At 38.1% G+C, this 21788-nt stretch carries 16 protein-coding genes; 10 read left to right on the top strand and 6 right to left on the bottom strand.

Annotated features, from left to right (window positions below):
- The 3 genes from B091_RS0110540 to B091_RS0110530 all read right to left on the bottom strand — a co-directional run.
- Nucleotides 1-183, bottom strand: a 183-nt coding sequence (locus B091_RS0110540; protein WP_018108396.1) for a transposase, incomplete at its 3' end; no start/stop codon positions are given.
- Between the two features lie 89 nt (nucleotides 184-272).
- On the bottom strand, nucleotides 273-2282 hold the full coding sequence (gene uvrB, locus B091_RS0110535) for an excinuclease ABC subunit UvrB (RefSeq protein ID WP_018109960.1): 2010 nt from the start codon (nucleotides 2280-2282) through the stop codon (nucleotides 273-275).
- A gap of 4 nt (nucleotides 2283-2286) precedes the next feature.
- Nucleotides 2287-3582 (bottom strand): NCS2 family permease, encoded by a 1296-nt coding sequence (locus tag B091_RS0110530; protein WP_018109959.1) that lies wholly within the window; start codon nucleotides 3580-3582, stop codon nucleotides 2287-2289.
- A 531-nt stretch (nucleotides 3583-4113) separates the two neighbouring features.
- Here B091_RS0110530 and B091_RS0110525 point away from each other — a divergent pair.
- The 3 genes from B091_RS0110525 (at nucleotide 4114) to B091_RS0110515 (ending at nucleotide 5874) form a co-directional block, all read left to right on the top strand.
- Nucleotides 4114-4932, top strand: coding sequence for an outer membrane protein assembly factor BamD (locus B091_RS0110525; RefSeq protein ID WP_018109958.1), 819 nt, complete (start codon nucleotides 4114-4116; stop codon nucleotides 4930-4932).
- 19 nt (nucleotides 4933-4951) lie between these two features.
- Nucleotides 4952-5293, top strand: a complete 342-nt coding sequence (locus B091_RS0110520; RefSeq protein ID WP_018109957.1) for a DNA-directed RNA polymerase subunit omega — start codon at nucleotides 4952-4954, stop codon at nucleotides 5291-5293.
- Between the two features lie 128 nt (nucleotides 5294-5421).
- Nucleotides 5422-5874: a DUF4293 domain-containing protein gene (locus B091_RS0110515; protein ID WP_018109956.1), complete on the top strand. Its 453-nt coding sequence runs from the start codon at nucleotides 5422-5424 to the stop codon at nucleotides 5872-5874.
- A gap of 97 nt (nucleotides 5875-5971) precedes the next feature.
- On the opposite strand, the gene B091_RS0110510 is transcribed toward B091_RS0110515, so the two are convergent.
- On the bottom strand, nucleotides 5972-6622 hold the full coding sequence (locus B091_RS0110510) for a porin family protein (RefSeq protein WP_018109955.1): 651 nt from the start codon (nucleotides 6620-6622) through the stop codon (nucleotides 5972-5974).
- A 56-nt stretch (nucleotides 6623-6678) separates the two neighbouring features.
- A complete protein-coding gene (locus tag B091_RS0110505; RefSeq protein WP_025069630.1) occupies nucleotides 6679-8502 on the bottom strand; it encodes a PBP1 and LysM peptidoglycan-binding domain-containing protein in 1824 nt (607 codons plus the stop codon).
- A gap of 240 nt (nucleotides 8503-8742) precedes the next feature.
- Between B091_RS0110505 and uvrA the strand changes: the two genes are divergently transcribed.
- Nucleotides 8743-11565, top strand: a complete 2823-nt coding sequence (gene uvrA / locus B091_RS0110500) for an excinuclease ABC subunit UvrA (protein WP_025069631.1) — start codon at nucleotides 8743-8745, stop codon at nucleotides 11563-11565.
- Nucleotides 11566-11637: 72 nt separating this feature from the next.
- Here the strand turns inward: uvrA and B091_RS0110495 are convergent, their stop codons facing one another.
- A complete protein-coding gene (locus B091_RS0110495) occupies nucleotides 11638-12063 on the bottom strand; it encodes a hypothetical protein (protein ID WP_018109952.1) in 426 nt (141 codons plus the stop codon).
- 307 nt (nucleotides 12064-12370) lie between these two features.
- Between B091_RS0110495 and B091_RS0110490 the strand changes: the two genes are divergently transcribed.
- The 6 genes from B091_RS0110490 to B091_RS0110465 form a co-directional block, all read left to right on the top strand.
- A complete protein-coding gene (locus B091_RS0110490) occupies nucleotides 12371-14317 on the top strand; it encodes an LTA synthase family protein (protein WP_026166370.1) in 1947 nt (648 codons plus the stop codon).
- 285 nt (nucleotides 14318-14602) lie between these two features.
- On the top strand, nucleotides 14603-17104 hold the full coding sequence (locus tag B091_RS0110485; RefSeq protein ID WP_155888332.1) for a DUF4962 domain-containing protein: 2502 nt from the start codon (nucleotides 14603-14605) through the stop codon (nucleotides 17102-17104).
- Nucleotides 17105-17425: 321 nt separating this feature from the next.
- On the top strand, nucleotides 17426-18892 hold the full coding sequence (locus B091_RS0110480) for a RimK family protein (RefSeq protein ID WP_018109949.1): 1467 nt from the start codon (nucleotides 17426-17428) through the stop codon (nucleotides 18890-18892).
- Between the two features lie 339 nt (nucleotides 18893-19231).
- Nucleotides 19232-20392, top strand: coding sequence for an NAD(P) transhydrogenase subunit alpha (locus B091_RS0110475; RefSeq protein WP_018109948.1), 1161 nt, complete (start codon nucleotides 19232-19234; stop codon nucleotides 20390-20392).
- A 61-nt stretch (nucleotides 20393-20453) separates the two neighbouring features.
- Entirely contained in the window at nucleotides 20454-20762 is a 309-nt protein-coding gene (locus B091_RS0110470; protein ID WP_025069633.1) for an NAD(P) transhydrogenase subunit alpha part 2, read from the top strand.
- A gap of 65 nt (nucleotides 20763-20827) precedes the next feature.
- Nucleotides 20828-21788, top strand: a 961-nt coding sequence (locus B091_RS0110465; RefSeq protein WP_244847831.1) for an NAD(P)(+) transhydrogenase (Re/Si-specific) subunit beta, incomplete at its 3' end; no start/stop codon positions are given.

The raw sequence follows: 21788 nt of genomic DNA, 5'->3' as shown, positions 1-21788 counted from the left end.
TGCCGTATTACCATTTCCAGGGAAGCTCTCTGATCCTTTAATCTTGTATTGGCTTCGCCAACTATAGAGTTGCTTGACTGAGATTCCTAACTCACGAGCAAACTGACTTAAGTTATCTCTTTCATAACTCAACTTGACTGCATTTTCTTTAAACTCTCGGTTGTATACTTTTCGTTGTTTCATTGGATAAAGATAGTTTTTTATCCCTTAACTAGTTGTGCGGGTAAAGTTAGCAAGTCCAGTTCTTTAGTAATAATTAAACTAGACTTTAATTATTTTGTTTCCAGTAATTCTTCGAGTTTGAATAATTCGTCTCGGTATTGAGCTGCTTGGATGAAGTCGAGCTCTTTAGCGGCTTTCTTCATCATCTTACGAGTTTGCTCTACAGTCTTCTTTAGTTCGTCTTTATTCATGAACTGAACTACAGGGTCAGCTATTATAGATGGTGTATCAGCTTCTATATAAGGTTTACCAGATTCGTCGTTATGACTGCTAAACACCGATAGGTTTCTTGCCTTCTTGATTTGTGTTGGTGTTATATTGTGCTCTTGGTTGTAAGCGATTTGTTTTATACGCCTGCGGTTGGTTTCATCGATAGTCTTTTGCATACTGTCTGTGATCCTATCTGCATACATGATAACCATACCGTTGATATTACGGGCTGCTCTACCTGCTGTCTGTGTTAAGGATCGGTGTGAGCGCAAGAAGCCCTCTTTATCGGCATCTAATATTGCTACTAATGAAACTTCTGGTAAATCTAATCCTTCACGCAAAAGGTTTACTCCGATAAGTACGTCATATATACCTTGTCTGAGTTCATCCATGATTTTAACGCGGTCTAGTGTATCCACATCACTGTGTATGTAATTACAGCGTACTCCATGATTTAATAGGTATTCGGTTAGTTCCTCAGCCATTCGCTTAGTAAGCGTTGTTACTAATACACGCTCTTGTCTTTCGATACGTAGCTGAATCTCTTCCATTAGGTCATCGATCTGATTCATGCTTGGACGTACATCAATGATTGGGTCTAGTAGGCCTGTTGGTCGGATAACCTGCTCCACGATTACACCTTCTGACCTCATTAGTTCGTAGTCGGCTGGTGTAGCACTTACATAAATTACTTCTTTGACCAGCTCTTCGAACTCTTCAAACTGTAAAGGACGATTATCCATTGCTGCTGGTAGCCTAAATCCATACTCCACAAGATTCGTTTTTCTGGCCTTATCTCCACCATACATAGCTCTGATTTGGGGGATGCTCACGTGACTTTCGTCAATAACCATTAAGAAATCCTCAGGAAAGAAATCTAACAGGCAATAAGGTCTTGTGCCTGGTTCTCGACCGTCAAAATAGCGTGAATAGTTTTCGATACCCGAGCAGTGCCCTAGCTCGCGAAGCATCTCCATGTCGTAAGTAACACGTTCGTAGAGTCGTTTGGCTTCGTAGGGCTTGCCGATCTCCTTAAAATACTCCACTTGTTTGGTTAGGTCGTCCTCAATTTGATGAATGGCCCTGAGTGTTGATTCTTTGGTGGTCATAAAGAGATTGGCTGGATATATCTTATAGGCTTTGTAATCTGCTATTTTAACTCCAGAAATAGGATCGACCTCTTCGATACTGTCGATTTCATCGTCCCAAAAAATAAGTCTTAAGATGTGATCGGTATAGGCAAGGTAAATATCAACGGTATCTCCCTTTACTCTAAAATTACCACGATTCAGCTCGATGTCATTCCTTACATATAGACTCTCAACTAATCTGCGTAGTAAAACATTGCGATTGACTATTTTCCCTTGTTCAACTTCAATCACATTTTCGTAGAAGTCGGCAGGGTTTCCCATACCATATATACAAGACACCGAAGATACCACTATAACATCCTTACGTCCCGAAAGAAGTGAGGAAGTTGCTGCCAGCCTTAGTTTGTCAATTTCGTCGTTTATGGCTAAGTCTTTTTCGATATACGTATCGCTGCCTGGAAGATAGGCTTCAGGTTGGTAATAATCGTAATAGGATACGTAATATTCGACGGCATTACTGGGGAAAAAACTCTTGAACTCACTATAAAGTTGAGCTGCAAGAGTCTTATTATGGCTAAGCACCAAGGTTGGTTTATTAACGTTGGCTATTACATTAGCTATGGTAAAGGTTTTTCCAGAACCAGTCACTCCGAGGAGTGTCTGGCCAGGAATATTATTATTAATACCTTCTGTTAATTGTTTTATGGCTTCGGGTTGATCGCCCGTTGGTTTATAATTCGAAGTTAATTCAAAATTCATTTGTTTATCCTAATGCTAATTTGAGTACAAATAGAATAGCCAAGATATACATTGTTGCTGAAATTTCCTTATAACGACCAGTGAAAACTCGAATTACCACATAACTTAACATACCTAATATGATACCATCTGCAATAGAATAGGTTAGTACCATCATGAGCATAGTAACAAATGCGGGCAAGGCATCAGCGATGTCTTCGAGGTCGATTTTGTGCACATTACCTATCATTAATACCCCTACGATAAATAAAGCTCCTGTGGTTGCTGCACTTGGTATGAGTAAGAAGAAAGGAGCAAAGAAGAGTGAAGCAATAAATAGAATAGCTACGGTAATGGCGGTAAGTCCTGTTCGGCCGCCTTCGCTAATACCAGCTGCACTCTCTACGAATGCTCCTACTGTTGAAGTTCCAAACATAGCACCAGCTGTAGTAGCTACTGCATCAGCCATGAGGGCTTGTTTCATATTGGGGATATTTCCGTCCTTATCCATAAGACCACCTTTGGCTGTTACACCAATTAGAGTTCCCAGGGTATCGAATAGGTCCATAAAGATTAAAACAAAAACAACAATGGCCATATCTATTGATAGTAGGTGAGCAAAGTCGAATTGCATGAAAGTTGGCTCGAGTGAGTGGGGCATCGATACGGGTACGAAATTGTCAGGGATTTGTGTAACTCCTAGTGGAATACCAATCAGTGTACAGAGCAAAATGCTATAAAATAGGGCTCCTTTTACTTTTAGTTTCATTAGGATGCCGCTGAGCATGATACTTACAATGGCTAATATTGAAATGGGGTTGAATTCCCCAAGCATGACATAGGTAGTTTGGTTAGGAACAATGATACCAGCATTTTTGAGTCCAATAAAAGAGATAAACATCCCTATTCCTGCCGAAATAGCATAGCGAAGACTTAAGGGGATGGTTTTAACAATAGCTTCTCGGACATTAAAGAGTGTGATCAGAATAAAAATAATCCCCTCAATAAAAACAGCAGCCAATGCTGCTTGCCACGGAAGGCCCATACCTTGTACAAGGGTAAAAGCGAAGAATGCATTTACACCCATTGCAGGTGCTAAAGCTATAGGTAGTTTGGCCAAAACAGCCATTAGGAATGTACCTACTGCTGCACTAAGTGCTGTGGCTGTAAAAACTGCTTCTTTGCTCATTCCAGCTTGAGAGAGAATGTCAGGGTTGACAGCTAGAATGTAAGACATGGTCAAGAACGTTGTAAGTCCCGCAACTAATTCTGTTCGGACTGAAGTTTGGCCTGTGTAGCCCACTAATTTACCTAGTTTCATCTGTTTTTTTGTGATTAGAAATACTATGTGTTAGAAGGCGTGCAAAATTCGTTAATATAATTCAGATAAACAAAAGTTTGCTGATTATTTGAAACAATAAATCAGTTATTGCTATAAAATTGTTATCTTTATTGAAGATTCAAGTAACAAGTTAAAGCCTCACTCGCTTTTATCTTTCGACTTACTTATAAAGATGAAACGACCCACTCGTTTGTACTAAATGACTAGGTGATTCTGTCCTGTTGTTTTGGGTATAACCAATATGAATAGGTTGGATTTTATATATTAGTTTTATTTTAATTATAATTACAGGTGTTATAATGTTTTAATAGCTGTATGGTAAAATAAAAGTAATGAATGTGTATATAAGTTAACAAAATTTGGAGCTGGATATCTAAACACTTACCTTACAAACATCTTAAAAAAGTATAGAGTTTTAGGCTGAGAATGCTGAACGCTAAGAACTAAAATAAAACAAGAATTGCTATATTAAAAGTGAATCTTTAAATTTGCATATTATTACGACAAAGCATGAAGAAAAACATCATTATAACTCTTTTAGCGGCAATTATTTTGTCGTCTTGTGGACAGTATAACAGGCTTCTAAAAAGCAAAGATTATGAGTATAAGTATGAAGCAGCTAAAGCTTATTATGCCAAAGGGCAATATAACAGAGCTGCAACCTTGCTAAATGATCTTGTGCTTGTTTTGAAAGCTACAGATAAGGCAGAAGAGTCAGTATATCTTTTAGGCTTGTGTTATTTCAATCAGAAAGACTATACAACAGCAGCAACAACTTTTATTACTTATTATTCAAGCTACCCTAGTGGTAAATATGCCGAGGTTGCAAGGTTTCAGGCAGGACGAGCTTTGTTTTTAGATACACCAGAGCCTAGACTCGATCAGTCTAGTACTTACAAGGCACTTCAGGAGTTACATTTGTACCTCGAAGAGTATCCAAATAGTATTCGTAAGGAAGAAGCAGAAAGTATGATGTTTGAGCTTCAAGAAAAACTTGTAAAGAAAGAATACTTAGCAGCTAAGCTTTATTATGATTTAGGTCTGTACATGGGTAATAATTATGAATCGAGTATTATTACTGCTCAAAATGCTTTATTAGACTATCCTTATACAAAACAAAGAGAGGCACTAAGTATATTAATATTGCGTTCTAAATATCAGATAGCTAAGAATAGTATTCATGAAAAGAAGGATGAGCGTTATCGTGATGCAATAGATGAATACTACGGATTTAAGAATGAATTCCCTGAATCAAAATATATTATTGAGGTAGAAGAGATATTTAAGAATTCAATCAAAGAGGTAAATATAGAAGAATTTAAGGACTAAAATTTAAGATTATAGATTTATGGATTACAAAAAATCAAAAGCACCGACTACTACAGTAACTCGTGACTTGGCCGATTTGTGGCAAGACACAGGTAACATCTACGAATCAGTTGCTATTATTGGTAAGCGTGCAAATCAGTTGAGCGTGGAGATGAAAAATGATCTTACTAAGAAATTAGCAGAATTCGCTGCTAGTCCTGAGAAAGATAATTTAGAAGAAATTTTTGAGAATAGAGAGCAAATTGAGATTTCTCGCTATTACGAGCGTCTTCCTAAAGCAACTCTAATTGCAACTCAAGAATACCTAGAGGGTAAAGTTTACTACAGAAACCCTGCAAAAGAGAAAGATAGAATCCAATAATGGTATTGGGTCTTTGAATAAAGAACTGAAAGTCAAGCAGTGCGTGTGAAGTTAATCTTCTCATATCTTTGCTTGACTTTCTCAATATTAACTAGCACCACATCTTTTATTTTAAACACATAATCATTATGATACAACGCATCCAATCTGTTTACTTGCTCTTAGTAACTATTATTTTAGCTTGTGCTTCGTTTTTATCTTTGGGTTATTTCTCATCTGATAATGGAGTTACTCAATTTCCATTTTCTCCACTAGGTCTTTCTACCCCTGCTGAAACCTATTCTACTTGGGCATTATTTAGCTTACTCGTTTTGTCTGCTGTCTTAGCTTTCTTAACAATATTCCTATTTAAAAATCGTCCGCTACAGCTTAGAATTTGCATATTCAATGCCTTGATTATGCTTGGCTATATTGCTGCATTAGTATTCTTTATCTTTAAATTAAAAAGTTCGCTAGATGCTGGCTTCTTCTTGGATTGGAAAATTTGTTTACCTGTAGTAGCTTTAATACTAAACTACCTTGCTATTAGGGGGATTGGTAAAGATGAGGTTTTAGTTCGTTCTTACGATAGAATAAGATAATAATAGTCTACTCTGATATAAGAATAAAGGCTCACAGGGATTAACTGTGAGCCTTTATTGTTTATTTATACAATCGAGTTGATTGTGTGTATTTGTATTATTTTATGATGTCAATTAGGTAAGAGAGTTTAACAGAGATTATGCTGTGGGCAGAGCGATCAAAATAATCTTTCTTAGAGTTGTTGTAGAAATCGGCAAGACCAAAATAATATCTACCTTCAATTAAGAAATTACCAGCCTTTTTAGTCTTAAGTTCTACACCAAGGCCACCAGTAATACCATAATCAAATTTGTTGTCAAACTTCTTTCCATACTGTTCAGTAACCTGATGCTGAGGTTCAAAATCTTTGCTGAACTTCTCTTTATCGCTGATTAGAAATGCGAATTGAGGACCAAGGTGAATAAAGAATTGCATTCCCTTATCCTCTTTCCCAAAGGCTAAATGCGCCAGAAAAGGAATCTCTACGTAGTTCATGGTTCTGCTGTAACTGCTCATATCACCTTCTTCAAAAGCCTCTTTCCATCCTCTTTGAGCGAAGTTTAGCTCTATTTGAGCTCCACAAATCATGGCAAAATACTTTTCGGTAATGTAGCGTGCTGATAAACCTAAGTTAGGGCCTATAAGTGTACCTTGTTTAATCGTTGGAGTAAAAGTCGCGGAGTTGATATTAATACCAAGGTTTCCTCCGACACTAAAGATGTTGCGTGGTTCTCCTATTTGAGCTTTTACAAGGTTGCTACCTAGCATTGTAAATAATGCGACGAGCAGGCAATGTTTTATTTTATGCATAGACTGTGATGTAATTAGTAGTCGAAGTCGATTTTAATCAACTCGTAGTTTCTGTTGAAGTGAACGAAGAATACCTTCTTATTGATAAATCCGCCCCAAGTGTTAACACGGTCAAAGTTAAAGCCTGTTTGAATTGGGTCTAATCGAATATCCTTTAGTTTAGCTTCGAAGTTATTGCCGTAGTCGGATAAGTTCTTTAAGAAGAAATAGCCAATATCAAAACCTAACATTCCATACTTGGGATAGGTATCAATCATGTCTTTGCTATACCATTTATGGTAGGAGCGTGTAAACGACTTTGCAGCTGGTAGCAAGTTGTTCGTATAGAATGATGAGTAGAAATAGGTGTCGACCTTAAAGAAGCTATCTATATGGTCCTTGGTATAGGTTTGCCACTCTGGATAGCCAAACATACTGATGCTAATTTCAGGGTTCCGCTCTCTAACTTGACTAAGCTTTGGCATTAGCTCAATTAGTGTAACGTCGTTGCCCGAAGTAGGAACAAATATATTAGCCTTATTGGTGTCTAGTCTTGTTTCCATGAAACCAACAGTATTTGTAACTGACAATTGTTTATACTTGATAGCTCTAATGTCTAAATCTTGTTTAAAACCTTTGATAAACTCATCTTTACTAGCATCTTTCTCAGCTGGCTCAACAAAGATCACTTGCGGATTAGCAAACATCTTTGCGAAGTTTTGGTACACTTCGCTATAGAGATAAGATTGTGGTGTATTGATTTGGTAGACAGATGGATTATTGAAAACGACATCTGTATTTCCACTAAATGGTATTACTAATCGAATATTATTCGCTTCAGAGAAGCTCGCCAAGGGTTTAATTTGAGCCTGATAGAGTGGGCCAAAAATGATGTTCACCTCCTTAAGTTCGGGTTTAGCTAGAATAGCTTTCACCGAAGCTTCGGTACGGCCTGAGTCGTATACGTATAAATCCAGAGAAGTTCCCAAACGTTTCAAACTGTCTGCGGCGATTAATACTCCTTCGTAGAACTCAACCATACGTTGTGATTCTGCACGTTGACCATTTTCGGGTAAAAAAGGTAAGATGATTGCAGCTTTTATAGTTGTTAGTCGAGTATCTGCCTCACGTTGTAACTCCTGAAAGACTTCTCTATCGGTTGGTGGATTATCAACCACAAAAGGATTCTCTATAATTTCCGCTATTTGCTCTTCTTGTAGTTCGCTTTTGGGGTAGGGGATACAAACAAACATACCTCGCTTCATCCCTTTGGTGAGTTCTGGGTTTGCAGCAATAAGTTGGTCTTCAGTAATGCCATAGGCCTTACTAACGCTATAAATAGTCTCACGGCGTTTAACTTTATGCATCTCTCTACAACGTGATTTTACTGCAGGACGTACTTCTAGTTTTTGAGTCTCTTCTTGAGTTCGCTTAGCTATTTCTTGTTGTATTTCTTGCTCTGAAACTTGAGGGATACGGATAACCTGACCTATGCGAAAGTTTTGTGCACTAAGCCCAGGATTTGCTTTCATGATGGCTTGAGTTGATACTTTATAGTTAACCGATAGTCGGTAAAGTGTATCTCCAGGTTTGATAGTATAGAAAAGCTCATCGTCACTACTTTGGGCTTTAACTTGAGGAATCTTTAATGCTTTCCCTGTAAAAATAACGCGATCTGCTCCAGGGTTTAACTTTACAATATCTTCTTGGCTCACATTATACATGCTTGCGATGGTATACAGGTTTTCACCTTTTTGTATTGTATGAAGAAAATAGTTGGCTGCCTCTTGAGCAAAACTGCTCAACATTGAGCAGCTTAATAGAGTAAATATTAGAAATATGCGTTTTATTCTATCCATTATTTATATAGTTCTATTATCTAGATAATTCATTCCTTAAGTAAGACAAAGGTACGAATAAACTGCTATATAGTCATAGAATCACACTTAAGAAAATAATTCTGCATCATTTAAAACTATAATTGAGTTGTAAACGTTAATTTTGTCGATTGGTGTGCTGGGTAATATTATTTCTCAATACTATTCAATAGATAGGGTTGAATTAGAGCACATTAAATTATAATTACTATAATGATGAATATGCAAGAAAAAGAATATATCAACGTATACGGTGCCCGTGTACACAATCTTAAAAATATTGATGCTCAGATTCCTAGGAATAGCTTAACCGTTATTACAGGTCTTAGTGGAAGTGGAAAGTCTTCTTTGGCATTTGACACTATATTTGCAGAGGGACAAAGGCGGTACATTGAGACTTTTTCGGCCTATGCGAGGAATTTTTTGGGTAATATGGAGCGTCCAGATGTCGATAAGATTACTGGCTTGAGTCCTGTAATTTCTATTGAACAAAAGACCACAAATCGTAATCCACGTTCGACTGTAGGTACCACTACTGAGATTTATGACTATTTGCGTCTGCTCTTTGCACGCGCAGGTGTGGCCTATTCGTATGAGTCGGGAGAAAAGATGATTAAATATACTGAAGAGCAAATTCTCGATCTAATCTTAAACGACTATCTGGGTAAAAGAGTTTATTTGCTTGCTCCTGTTGTTCGTGCCCGTAAGGGCCATTACAAAGAGCTTTTTGAACAAATTCGTAAGCGTGGGTATCTTCATGTACGGGTAGATGGTGAGATAAAAGAGATTGTTTATGGTATGCGGCTGGATCGTTATAAAAACCACGATATCGAGATTGTAATTGATAAGATGGTGGTTACCAACTCCGATCTTGATCGGTTAAAGCAAAGTGTTGGTATTGCGATGAAGCAAGGAGATGGCTTGGTCATGATTCTTGATGCCGACACGGATGAAGCTCGTCATTATAGCAAGCGATTGATGTGTCCTGTAACGGGGCTCTCTTATCGTGAACCAGCTCCTCATAACTTTTCATTTAACTCACCTCAAGGATATTGTCCTAAGTGTAAAGGGCTGGGTATTGTCAATCAAATTGATGTAGAGAAGGTTATCCCCAATCCAAAACTATCTATATACGAGGGCGGAATTGCCCCCTTAGGTAAATATAAAAACTCCATGATTTTCTGGCAGATCGAAGCTCTGCTCGAAAAGAATGAGGTTACCATTAAAACTCCGATCAAAGATCTACCTACTGAACTTCTTGACGAGGTGCTCTATGGTAGTGATGAGCGAATTAAGATTAAGAATTCTCTTATTGGTACCTCTTCCGATTACTTCGTAACTTTTGATGGAGTGGTTAAGTATATCCATATGCTCAAGGATAGTGATGCATCGGCTACGGCTCAAAAATGGGCTGAGCAGTTCTCTAAAACTTCTGTATGTCCATCTTGTCATGGAGCAAAACTTAATAGGGAATCGTTAAGCTTCCGTATTCACGATAAAAACATCAACGAGCTTTCGATGATGGATATCTCTGAGCTATACGACTGGATGGAGCATGTAGAGCAGTTCCTTTCGCCTACACAAAATAAAATTGCGGTGGAGATCTTGAAAGAGATCCGTACACGTCTTCGCTTCCTGCTCGATGTGGGGCTAGAATACCTATCGCTTAATCGTAGTTCGGTCAGCCTTTCGGGTGGAGAGAGTCAGCGTATTCGCTTGGCGACTCAGATTGGGTCACAACTCGTTAATGTGCTCTACATCTTAGATGAGCCTAGTATTGGTCTTCATCAGCGTGACAACCTACGTTTAATCAACTCTCTTAAGAAACTTCGAGATTTAGGAAATACCGTAATTGTAGTCGAGCATGATAAAGACATGATGCTTGCTGCCGACTACGTGTTGGATTTAGGTCCTCGAGCTGGTCGTTTGGGAGGTGAAATCGTGTTTTCGGGCACACCACAAGAGATGGTTAAGACCGATACCCTTACTTCTCAGTACCTTAATGGTAAGAAGAAGATTGAAGTTCCTACCCAAAGACGTGCGGGTAGTGGTGATTCATTACTACTTAAAGGTGCATCAGGCAATAATCTAAAGCATATTGATGTTGCTTTTCCCTTGGGAAGACTAATCTGTGTTACAGGAGTTTCGGGAAGTGGTAAATCGACCTTAGTTAATGATACCTTGCAGCCAATTCTATCGCAGAAGTTTTATAACTCTCTGCAAGATCCTCTTGCTTACGACACCATTGAAGGGCTTGAACATATAGATAAGGTGGTCAATGTTGATCAGTCGCCGCTAGGACGTACACCACGTTCAAACCCTGCAACCTATACTGGTGTGTTCTCAGACATTCGTAAGCTTTTTGTCGAATTGCCTGAGGCCAAAATTAGAGGTTATAAACCAGGTCGATTTTCCTTTAATGTAAAAGGTGGACGCTGTGAAACTTGTTCGGGTAATGGATACAAGACCATTGAGATGAATTTCTTACCTGATGTTTATGTTCCTTGCGAAGTTTGTCATGGCAAACGTTATAATAGAGAGACCTTAGAGGTTCGATTCAAAGGTAAGTCTATTGCCGATGTTCTTGATATGACCATCAACCAAGCCGTAGAGTTCTTCGAGCATGTACCTCAAATCCTGAATAAGATTAAAGTAATCCAAGATGTAGGATTAGGATATATCAAATTAGGACAATCTTCAACGACTCTATCGGGTGGCGAGAGCCAACGCGTGAAGTTGGCGACTGAGCTTTCAAAGCGTGATACAGGTAAGACGGTTTATATCCTTGATGAGCCTACAACAGGACTTCACTTTGAGGATATTCGTGTGCTATTGGCTGTATTAAATCGCTTGGTCGATAAAGGTAATACCGTGATTGTTATTGAGCATAATTTCGATGTTATCAAAATGGCTGACTATATCATTGATATAGGTCCTGATGGAGGTAAGGGTGGAGGTGAGCTCTTAGGTTTTGGTACACCCGAAGAGGTTGCAAAAACAGATATGGGCTTTACTCCTCGTTTTTTGAGACAAGAGTTAGAATAAACATACTAAAACAAATCAGGTGGATAGTTAACTATCCACCTGATTTGTTTTTATGAGAATCTCAGCCTGAGCTTAGTTGCAAAACTCGGGTCCCCATTCTTGTTGACCACGATCTTTCTTACATTTGAAGGCTTGTTTAATATTAGTTACTTTTAGGTCGTTACCGACTTTCTTTATGGATATAATAGATAGAACACCATCTAAGGAGTCATCCATTACACCTTCTTCTTTGATTTTTAGCTCATAATTGGGCTGGTCTTCGGTTAGCGTAACTTCGTAGCTATAGTTTCCCTCAGCATAGAGATCCTTAGGGCTGTATAAGTTGGCTATCTCTTCAATATTTGTAATTCCTTGCTCAGAGATTTCTTTGTTAAGTGCTTTCACTCTTTCTTTATCTACCTCTTTGTAGTTTATTTTATTCGTTTGGCTGCATGACATCAATAAATTTGAAATACCAATGAAGCCAATTAGGCATAAATAGATTAGTTTGTTCTTCATACGTTTAATATAACATGTTAAATTAAAATGGTCTAGTTTACTTGTAACTAGTTAGAAAGTATCCGTATTGCCTTGTTATCAGCATTTTTTATTCTTGATGGGAACCTAGGAGTTGTCTTTCTGCAAAAAAAGTTTAGTCTTATAAAGTTACTAAAATATTCCACTTTTAAGTACTATTGAGCCAATGTTCTTTAACATAAAGCCTCTTGTTTTGTTCTATAAACAGATTACTCACATAAATGAGAGCTAATAATTGTATAAAATATCTTAAAGTGTGATATTTGCGAATGTATATTAATTTGTATCTATGAAAAATAGTAAACTATCCTTTCTAAGGCCGATTTTCTTGTTTGTTATGCTTGGTATAATGATCCTCACGATTAGCAGGCTGGCTATATTTGCACTCTATAAAGATCGGCTAGTTGAAGTTGATAACTATTTAGAGATGTTCTCGTTGGGGTTTCGTATAGACCTTATTCTGATGTGTTATCTGAGTTTTATTCCAGCCTTGGTGGTTACTGTTATGCCCTCTACGATGAGGCATATTACTACGCGCTTTCTGGCTATATATTGTAGTATATTCCTATTCTTTATATTCTTTATGGAGCTAGTAACTCCAGAATTTATTGATCAGTACGATACCCGTCCCAATAAACTTTTCTTAGAATATCTAATCTATCCCAAAGAAGTAGCTACTATGCTCCTCAAGGGCAGATTGATAACCATAATCATAATGATGCTTGTTCTTGCACTAGTGATTTGGCTACTTAAGAAAACGGCCTCGTATGTCTTTTCTGTGCCCAAAAGTACCTGGCTCGTTCGCTTGATTGTTTTTCCAGTTCTTGGATTCTTTTTGTTTTGGGGGGCTAGAGGAAGTCTGACCTCGAAACGCCCAGTCAATGCAAGTAACTCTGTTTTCAGTAACGACCAGCTTGCCAACGTTATGGGTCTAAACTCGCTTTATACCGTTGCTTTTTCGCTCTACTCACTAAAAAATGAGACTGATCCGGCCAAGCTTTATGGAAAGATGTCACAAGAAGAGGCTATCACGCGTGTACGTGCCTATATGGATATTCCTGAATCTGAATTTACATCTAATGAAATCCCCTTATTACATCCTCAAGATGCTGATTCTATTCAAGACCGTCCTTATAACTTGGTGATTTTCCTGCAAGAGAGTCTTGGTGCTGAGTATGTAGGTTGCTTGGGGGGCTTACCCTTGACTCCTAACCTTGATAGCCTTGCTGCTCAAGGACTACTTTTTACTAATTTATATAGTACTGGGACGCGTAGTGTACGTGGAATTGAAGCAGTAACTACAGGATTTCTACCCTCACCTTCAGAAAGTGTTGTGAAACTACCCAATGCTCAACAAGACTTTTTTACGCTTGCCAACTTATTAAAACCTAAAGGATATAATACAAGCTTCATTTATGGAGGAATGGCAAACTTCGACAATATGGCTTCGTTCTTTAGTGGTAACGGTTTTGATGATATTATTGATGAGACTAGCTTTACCTCGGACGGTAATAAATATGCAATGAAAGGCACTTGGGGATATTCCGACGAAGATTTGGTGCTAAAGGCTAATGAGTACTTTAAGTCACTCGGCGATCAGCCATTTTTCTCGTTGATGTTTTCTAGTTCGAATCATGAGCCGTTTGAGTTTCCTGAAGGTAGAATCGAGCTTTACGAAGAACCAAAAGCTTCAGTGCATAATGCGATGAAGTATGCCGACTTTGCAATCGGAAAGTTCTTTGAACTTGCAAAGAATGAACCCTACTTTGAGAATACTGTATTTGTCATTGTCGCCGATCACAATACACGTACCTACGGAAATCATCTCGTGCCCGTAGATAAGTTTCACATACCTGCTGTTATAATTGCACCAAGTTTGAGTGGTGAGAGATACGATAAGCTATGTAGCCAAATTGATATTCCTGTTACTGCTCTCTCTTTGTTGGGTGCTGATTTTGAGCATCCGATGCCTGGGCGTGACTTGCTGCATCTACCCGATAGTGTTCCTGGTAGAGCGATTATGCAATTCCACGATATCAATGCTTTTAGGGTAGATAATGAAATGGTTATTATGCAACCTAATCGCCCTGCTGTTCAGTTTAAGCTAGAGGGAGATAAGAATCAAATCCCTATGGAGCTTGATGATGAATTGGCTAAAGATGCATTGGCTCATGTGCTCTTGGCTAATTATCTTTATAAGAATCGAGAGTACACACTTCCGTACTTACTGAAGTAGATAAGGGACCTCTTAGATATATATAATAGAAGCACTCAGGTTGTAGATATGCAGTTTGAGTGCTTGTTTTTTGTAGTCTTTACTCGTTTAAATCTAAATTAAGTGTTTATAGATGTCTTATAAGACATTTTCAAAACTATTTTCAACACGGTTGGAATGATATATAGGCCTACTTATTTAATTTTACAATGGAGGAATATCTATATATTAAAATACTTAATAAAGATTTACTCTAGGAATTAAATAAAGAATTTAACTAATACACAATACAAAATAGTTTAGCTCATGTCGCAAAGATTTATCGCAACTTTTTACATCCTTATGCTAACTTGGGGAACCTTATGGGCTCAGGCTCCACAAGCTGTTCACGACAATGTGCGTAATACTCCATATCCGCAACAAGGAAATGCACTCTATATTAACCCTGCTCCATTGATTGTCCCAATGGATATGAAAAAGTCTTATTATTTGCAGTTTAATTTGTCAAGATATGAAAATTTCTCAGGCTCCGAAACCATACTATCGAAACCTGTGCGTTGGAATATATTTAATGCACATCAAGAACTTGAAAATGGAACGTGGTATTGGAGATTTCGTTCTGTTACAAAACAGGGTGAAGAGCTGGCTTGGAGCAAAACTTATAGTTTTACTGTAACAAGTGATGTACCTAAGTTTGTAACGCCATCGGTTGACAAGTTTCTAAATAATATTCCTTCTGAGTTTCCTCGGATGTATCCTTATTTGAATGAAACATTAGAGGAATCTCGCAAACACGTGCGCAAAGATCCTGAGTTCGAACAACTCATTGCGGATAGTCGTGCAGCTTTAGCCTTCAACATAAAGACAGATACTGATCCTTACGGCAAAACTACTCAGCTTTTTGAGCATCATCACAACCTGTTGACAGCTTATCTCATGTTCCAATTGGATATCTATAAAGAGCAGATGCTCAAAAATATTCGTATCCTGCTGGCTAATGGTAACGAGGACAATGCAATCAATAACGATTTTAAGGCAGGAGAGCTAGCCTATTTACTCTCTTCAGCCTATGAGTATTTCTATAATGACTTTACTCCTAAAGAACGTAAGGAGATTGAAGATATTGTGCACAAGGTACTTGTCAAGTATTACGAGCATGCCATTGGATATGCTGATAACCATGTCTTTGAAAATCACTTTTGGCAGTTTACTTTCCGTCACCTACTACAAAGTGCATTGGTGATGAAAGATGTTGATCCGCTAGCCAAAGAATACTTAGAATATAGTTATGAGCTTTGGACAGCTCGTGCTCCAGCTTCGGGCTTCAATAGAAGTGGTGTTTGGCATAACGGTACAAGCTACTTTAGCGCAAACGCTATTACTCTGTCGTATGTACCAATGCTTTATTCTTATATCACTGGAACTGACTTTTTTCAACACCCATTCTATCAAAACGTAGGATTAGCTCTTGCTTATAGCTGGTTACCAAACTCTTTAAGCTCAGGCTTTGGTGATGGACACGAAAAGATGAATCCTAAACCACTTCGCGTGCGTAGTGCTTTTGCCGATTTCATGGCACGTACAACAGGTGATCAATATGCAGCTTGGTATTCTTCACTCAATACTAGATATATGAATGAGGCGGAAACTCGTCTATACCGTATGGCTAGTGGTAAAAAACGCCCTGCATCTAATGCTTTACCTAGCAATACTCCTCAGGCAGTTTTATTTGCTGATGCTGGTGAAATGATTGTTCATACAGACTTAGATCAACTAGATAAGAACCTTAGTTTAAGCTTCCACTCTAGCCCATTTGGTTCAGGAAGTCATACCCATTCAAATCAGAATGCATTCAATTTGCAGTACGGTGGTAAACCTGTGTATAGGGCAGTTGGTCATTATATGAATTTCTCAGACCTGCATAACTTATTATCTTATCGCCATACTCGTGCTCATAACACGTTGTTGGTAGATGGAATGGGTCAAGGCTTTACAACACGTGCCTACGGCCATATATCACGAATGTTCAATGGTGATCATATCTCTTATGCTCTGGGTGATGCTTCACAAGCTTATAAAGGTGTGAGTGAATATCCTATGTGGGATAAGAATTTTAAAGCTCAAGGTATCTCGCAATCTCGTGAACACGGTTTTGGTGCGACTCCACTTAAAAAGTACTTGCGCCATATCTTCTTACTTCACCCCAATACTATTGTAATTTATGATGAATTGGAAGCTAGTAAGCCTGTTACTTGGGATTGGTTATTACACAGTCCAATCAAGTTTAATATTGACCCAATAAATAATTTATTTATTACCAAAGACCCTGAGGGAGAGTTTACCTCTGTTGCTCAAATGTTCAGCAATCAAGATTTTAATCTATCTCAAATAGAGGGTTATATTGCTGAGCCAAATAAGAAGGTAGCTGTACGTGGTGAAGATTTGTCAGATCCCTGGTCGCTTACTGCAAGTTTTAAAGCAAGCAAAGCCAATAGAATCTTAACTATTATTCAGTTGGATGTTAATGGTAATAAAATAGCCGAAATCAAAAGATTAAGCGATAGTTTTGAGTGTGGTGATTGGACTATTAAGGCTGAACTAGACCCTAAAAAGTCGGCTAGCATTTATATCACAAACCCAAAGATTAAAGCAACTTTTAGTGCAGGACTTAAGCACCCAGAAATTAATGGAGAAACGGTTAAGCTAAAGAATAAAAATACTTCATTATTATACGATACTTTTGACGGTCAGTGGGAATTGAAAGAGGCTGTAGATAGCTCTTTAATGCCTACTGGCAATATGAAATAACGACACATCATTTTATAAGTTTATTTTTAGGTGAGATGAAGGTCTAGATCAATTAAAGGGTCTAGACCTTCTTTTATTATGTTCGGAATAAGTTCCAATGATGAATAATCATTAAGCCCAAAACAATTTCGATTTTAACTCACATAATTCAAAACTTAATTGCTTAATTTGCATCCCAAATTTAAGAGTAGTAATACTGTAAAGTATCTGGCTTCAACTATTTACCGGCAAAAAAGATAAAGAAGTTAATGCGCTTATATTCAGACAGTCGTATTATTATTAAATCAATATTTTATAGCAAAATACATTTAATAATTTAGCATGAATAATGTCATCATCCTTTTGGATAATTTGTCTGATTGGAAACCCTATTACGAAACAAATAGTATCAGCAGTGTTTCGGATTATCTTAAACATCGAAGCTCCTCTAAATCAACTAAACTTGTTCTAAACCTAAGTAACGATTATAGCTATAACTCAGAAGGTTATTATGGCTCTCTTCTGGCTCAAGCTCGGGGTGATAATGCTTTTCCTAGCGTAAAAACCATCAATAAGCTCGAAACAGGTGCAGGTTTGCGCATGGATATCAATTTGCAGAAATGTTGTTATCAGTGGATTCTAAAAAATAATATTCAAACTGATACTTGGCATTTTTATATTTACTTTGGTTTATGTCAAGAGAAGGGACTCGAAAAGATTGCTCGCTTTATTTTTGACCAATATCCATGTCCGATTTTGCGTGTTGAGCTAAATACGCGTACGAAGAACCAAATCGAGTCGGTCAAATATGTGTCTCTTAAAGATTTGCAAGAGGAACAGCAAGACTTTTTCGCCAATGCTCTCGACCGTTTTAACAAAAAGGTTTGGCGTACCCCACGTATGCCAAAAGCTTTTAGATATAGTTTGGGTATTCTTCACGATCCTTCCGAGGCTTTTCCGCCAAGTAATAAAAAGGCAATTCAAAAGTTTTTGGAGATTGCTAAGAAGATGAATATCAATGCTGAGCTAATCACAGAGGAGGATGTAACTCGCTTGTTGGAGTTTGATGCACTCTTTATTCGTTCGACTACTTCGCTCAACCATTTCACGTTCCATTTTGCTCAAAAAGCAGAGCAGAATGATATTGTTGTTATTGACGATCCAACCTCTATTATTCGTTGCACCAATAAAGTGTTTCTAAAGGAGTTACTAGCCAAAGAGAAAGTTCCAGCACCTCTTTCTACGCTTGTGTTTCAGTCGAATCAGAATAGTTTTGAGGAGATAAGTGAGCAAATAGGTAGTCCTTTTATCTTAAAGATACCGGATGGTTCTTTTTCGCATGGAATGAAGAAAGTTAATAGCGAAGAGACATTGCAGGCGGCATTGGCTGTGTTGTTTCAAGACTCAGCTATTTTATTAGCCCAAGAGTTTACACCAACTGATTTCGACTGGCGTATTGGTGTGCTCAATGGAGAGCCGCTCTATGCCTGCAAATATTATATGGCCAAAGGGCATTGGCAGATTTACCAGCATCTTGATTCGGGTAAGAGTAACAGTGGTTTGGTCGATACAATTCCTATCTATCAAGTCCCTCAGGATGTCCTTCGTACAGCACTTAAAGCTACTTCACTAATTGGTAAGGGGCTTTATGGTGTCGATTTGAAAGTGGTTAATGGTAAGGCTGTTGTTATTGAGGTTAACGATAACCCAAGTATAGATCACGGGATCGAAGATGCTATTCTAGGAGATGATCTTTATTATCGTATTCTTAGTTATTTCATTCGTGTGCTAGAACAGCGTACGCTATAAATCTAGCTTTACTTTTAGTATAAAAGACCTAAGAGGTTATCTACATTACGTGAGATAGCCTCTTTTTTATTTCCCATCAGTTGTCTTACCCAAAATGAGTTACTCGTTTGTATTAAACCAGTAAATGGTTTGGGGTAAACGAGCCTTTGGTTTGGTTGTAGGTCCAAACTTCTTACATGCAGCTATTTATATCTTATTTTAGTTTTTATTTGCTAAAAAATACAAAAATCAATAATTATCGTTATCTTGGTGTATACATAGTGGTTTAGAGCTTTTTATGAGTTTAATGCCCGTTTTATTTTAACCTATACTTTAATACTATTAAAAAACACTGAGATTATGATTATTGGAATTCCTAAAGAAATTATGCCTGGAGAAGCTCGCGTGGCTTCAAGTCCAGAAACTGTGAAAAAGTTTGTGAGTGCTGGCATGCAAGTTCTTGTAGAGAAATCTGCAGGTGACGGATCTTTTTATCATGATGAAGATTATAAATTGGCTGGTGCTGAAATTATTGATTGCCCTAAAGATCTTTTTCAGCGTGCTGAATTGATTCTTAAGGTCAAAGAACCCCTCTTTAATGAACAGGTCAAACTACATGAAGTAGAAATGATGCATGAAGGACAATATTTGATAACCTTTATTCATCCCGCCTCGCCAGTTAATCATGATATGGTTAAGATGTTGGCTAAGCAAGGAGTAACAAGTTTAACCCTAGATGGTATTCCACGTATTTCGAGAGCTCAAAATATGGACGCTCTGACTTCTATGAGTACTTGTGCAGGCTACAAAGGGATTCTACTCGCAGCTAATGCTCTCCCCAATTTTATGCCCCAAATGTTTACTGCTGTCGGTGCCATTAAACCAGCCAAAGTATTGGTGCTCGGTGTTGGTGTAGCAGGACTGCAAGCCCTTGCAACAGCACGCAGGCTCGGTGCTATAACTTATGCTGCAGACATTCGCCCTGCTGCAGCTGAACAAGCACAAAGCTTGGGGGCTAAGGTCGTTGAAACGGGAGTTCCTTCCGAACTGGCTATAGCAAAAGGTGGTTACGCTAACAGTCTAACTGAAGAGTGGCTAGTCAAAGAGCGTGAGAATCTGAAAGAAGTTATTAAAGAATGCGATGTCGTGTTTTGTAGCGCGTTAGTGCCTGGAAAGATTGCACCTATTCTTATTACCGAAGAGATGCTCAAGGAGATGAAAAATGGCTCAGTTGTAGTCGATATATCCATTGATCAAGGTGGTAACTGTGCATTAACTCCTCCAGGAAAAGTTGAGGTTAAGCATGGTGTAACACTAATTGGCATCAAAAATATTCCAGGAATACTCCCTACAAGCTCAACTTGGATGTTTGCTCAGAATGTGTTTAATCTGGTACATTTCTTAACTAAAGACAAGAGAATAGTTTTAGATATGGATGATGAAATAGTTCAATCTATCCTTGTTACCCACCGTGGAGAGATAGTACATAGTGGTGCAAAAGAGGCAATGGGACTAAAATGATTTATGCAATTCACTTAACCGTAACTAAGACTAGCTTAGTTACGGTTTTAAAATACTAAATATGAATCCTATATATCTAATCTTGATTTTTTTGATCACAACCATACTGGGTTATTTCATTATAAAAAATGTGCCCAGTTTGTTGCATACCCCTTTGATGTCGGGTATGAATGCTCTTTCGGGGATTTCTTTATTAGGAGCTATTTTGGCTGTTGGAATTTCTTACGAACAAGATGGAGCACGATTTCTAATTGGACAGATTGTGGGTGGAATATCTATTATTCTGGCTACAATAAATGTTGTGGGTGGCTTTGGTGTTACTCACCGTATGCTTAAGATGTTTAATAAGAAAAAAACAAGTAAAAAATGAGTGCTCTAATCTATTATATCTGTTGTGCAGTTTTATCAATCTTTGTTTTGATTGGTATTTCTCTCATGAGTAAAGTCGAATCAGCGACTCGTGGGAATACATTGAGTGCACTGAGTTTATTAGCTGGTGTAGTGGTAACTCTGATTTATTATAAAATATTTGATATTTCAGTTATCTATATATTCATTTTGGTAGGTTCTGTTATTGGATACTCCTTAGCAAAACGTGTTAAAATGATTCAAATGCCTCAGTTGGTGGCTTTGCTCAATGGAGTAGGCGGAGCGGCTTCGGCTTTGGTGGGTACACTTACTTTTTTAAGAATAGGTAGTATCCCATCGGCTTACGAACACTTTACGAGTGTTACCGCTATTTTGGCTGTAGTCGTCGGTTTTATAACGCTTATCGGTAGCTTAGTGGCGGCAGGTAAACTGCACAAGATTCTACCTCAGAAACCTATTATTTGGCATAACCACAGATCACTAACCAATTTATTTCTGGCAGGTTCTGTCGTAGCTGTTATTTGCTCATATTTTGCTACTACCAATATGACACTATTTGTGGCTAACCCTTCGTTTACACTTTATCTGGCTATTCTCTCAAGTTGTCTTTTTGGTTATACTTTTGCTATTCGAGTAGGTGGTGCCGATATGCCCATTACTATTTCACTCTTAAACTCTCTTAGTGGGGTAGCAGGTGCTATTGCAGGTATGGCTATTGGCGATATATTGCTAGTTTCAGTTGGTGGTATTGTGGGTGCTTCGGGTTTATTGCTGACTCAGATTATGTGTCGAAACATGAATCGTCAGCTCACTGATATTCTACTAGGTAAAACATCGACTGCTCATAAGGCTTCATCAGGCCCAAAAAAAGAGATCAAGACACCCGTTCAGCCCAAAGAAAAAGAGGAGTCTTTAGAAAATATTCTTCAAGATGCCAAAGAGGTCATCATTGTACCAGGCTATGGAATGGCTTTGGCTCAGGCTCAACAGCAAACCAAACAGCTAGCCGATAAGCTTGAAAGGCAAG

This window comes from Bacteroides propionicifaciens DSM 19291 = JCM 14649, from assembly GCF_000375405.1.
In the GTDB taxonomy this organism is placed as follows: domain Bacteria; phylum Bacteroidota; class Bacteroidia; order Bacteroidales; family Bacteroidaceae; genus Bacteroides_E; species Bacteroides_E propionicifaciens.
Note: the sequence above shows the minus strand (reverse complement) of the source record. Positions and strands in the feature narration are given on the sequence as shown.

Coding starts and splice junctions, on each gene's coding strand:
- uvrB (WP_018109960.1), bottom strand. CDS start 2,282: ATGAATTTTGAATTAACTTCGAATTATAAACCAACGGGCGATCAACCC.
- B091_RS0110530 (WP_018109959.1), bottom strand. CDS start 3,582: ATGAAACTAGGTAAATTAGTGGGCTACACAGGCCAAACTTCAGTCCGA.
- B091_RS0110525 (WP_018109958.1), top strand. CDS start 4,114: ATGAAGAAAAACATCATTATAACTCTTTTAGCGGCAATTATTTTGTCG.
- B091_RS0110520 (WP_018109957.1), top strand. CDS start 4,952: ATGGATTACAAAAAATCAAAAGCACCGACTACTACAGTAACTCGTGAC.
- B091_RS0110515 (WP_018109956.1), top strand. CDS start 5,422: ATGATACAACGCATCCAATCTGTTTACTTGCTCTTAGTAACTATTATT.
- B091_RS0110510 (WP_018109955.1), bottom strand. CDS start 6,622: ATGCTAGGTAGCAACCTTGTAAAAGCTCAAATAGGAGAACCACGCAAC.
- B091_RS0110505 (WP_025069630.1), bottom strand. CDS start 8,502: ATGGATAGAATAAAACGCATATTTCTAATATTTACTCTATTAAGCTGC.
- uvrA (WP_025069631.1), top strand. CDS start 8,743: ATGCAAGAAAAAGAATATATCAACGTATACGGTGCCCGTGTACACAAT.
- B091_RS0110495 (WP_018109952.1), bottom strand. CDS start 12,063: ATGAAGAACAAACTAATCTATTTATGCCTAATTGGCTTCATTGGTATT.
- B091_RS0110490 (WP_026166370.1), top strand. CDS start 12,371: ATGAAAAATAGTAAACTATCCTTTCTAAGGCCGATTTTCTTGTTTGTT.
- B091_RS0110485 (WP_155888332.1), top strand. CDS start 14,603: ATGTCGCAAAGATTTATCGCAACTTTTTACATCCTTATGCTAACTTGG.
- B091_RS0110480 (WP_018109949.1), top strand. CDS start 17,426: ATGAATAATGTCATCATCCTTTTGGATAATTTGTCTGATTGGAAACCC.
- B091_RS0110475 (WP_018109948.1), top strand. CDS start 19,232: ATGATTATTGGAATTCCTAAAGAAATTATGCCTGGAGAAGCTCGCGTG.
- B091_RS0110470 (WP_025069633.1), top strand. CDS start 20,454: ATGAATCCTATATATCTAATCTTGATTTTTTTGATCACAACCATACTG.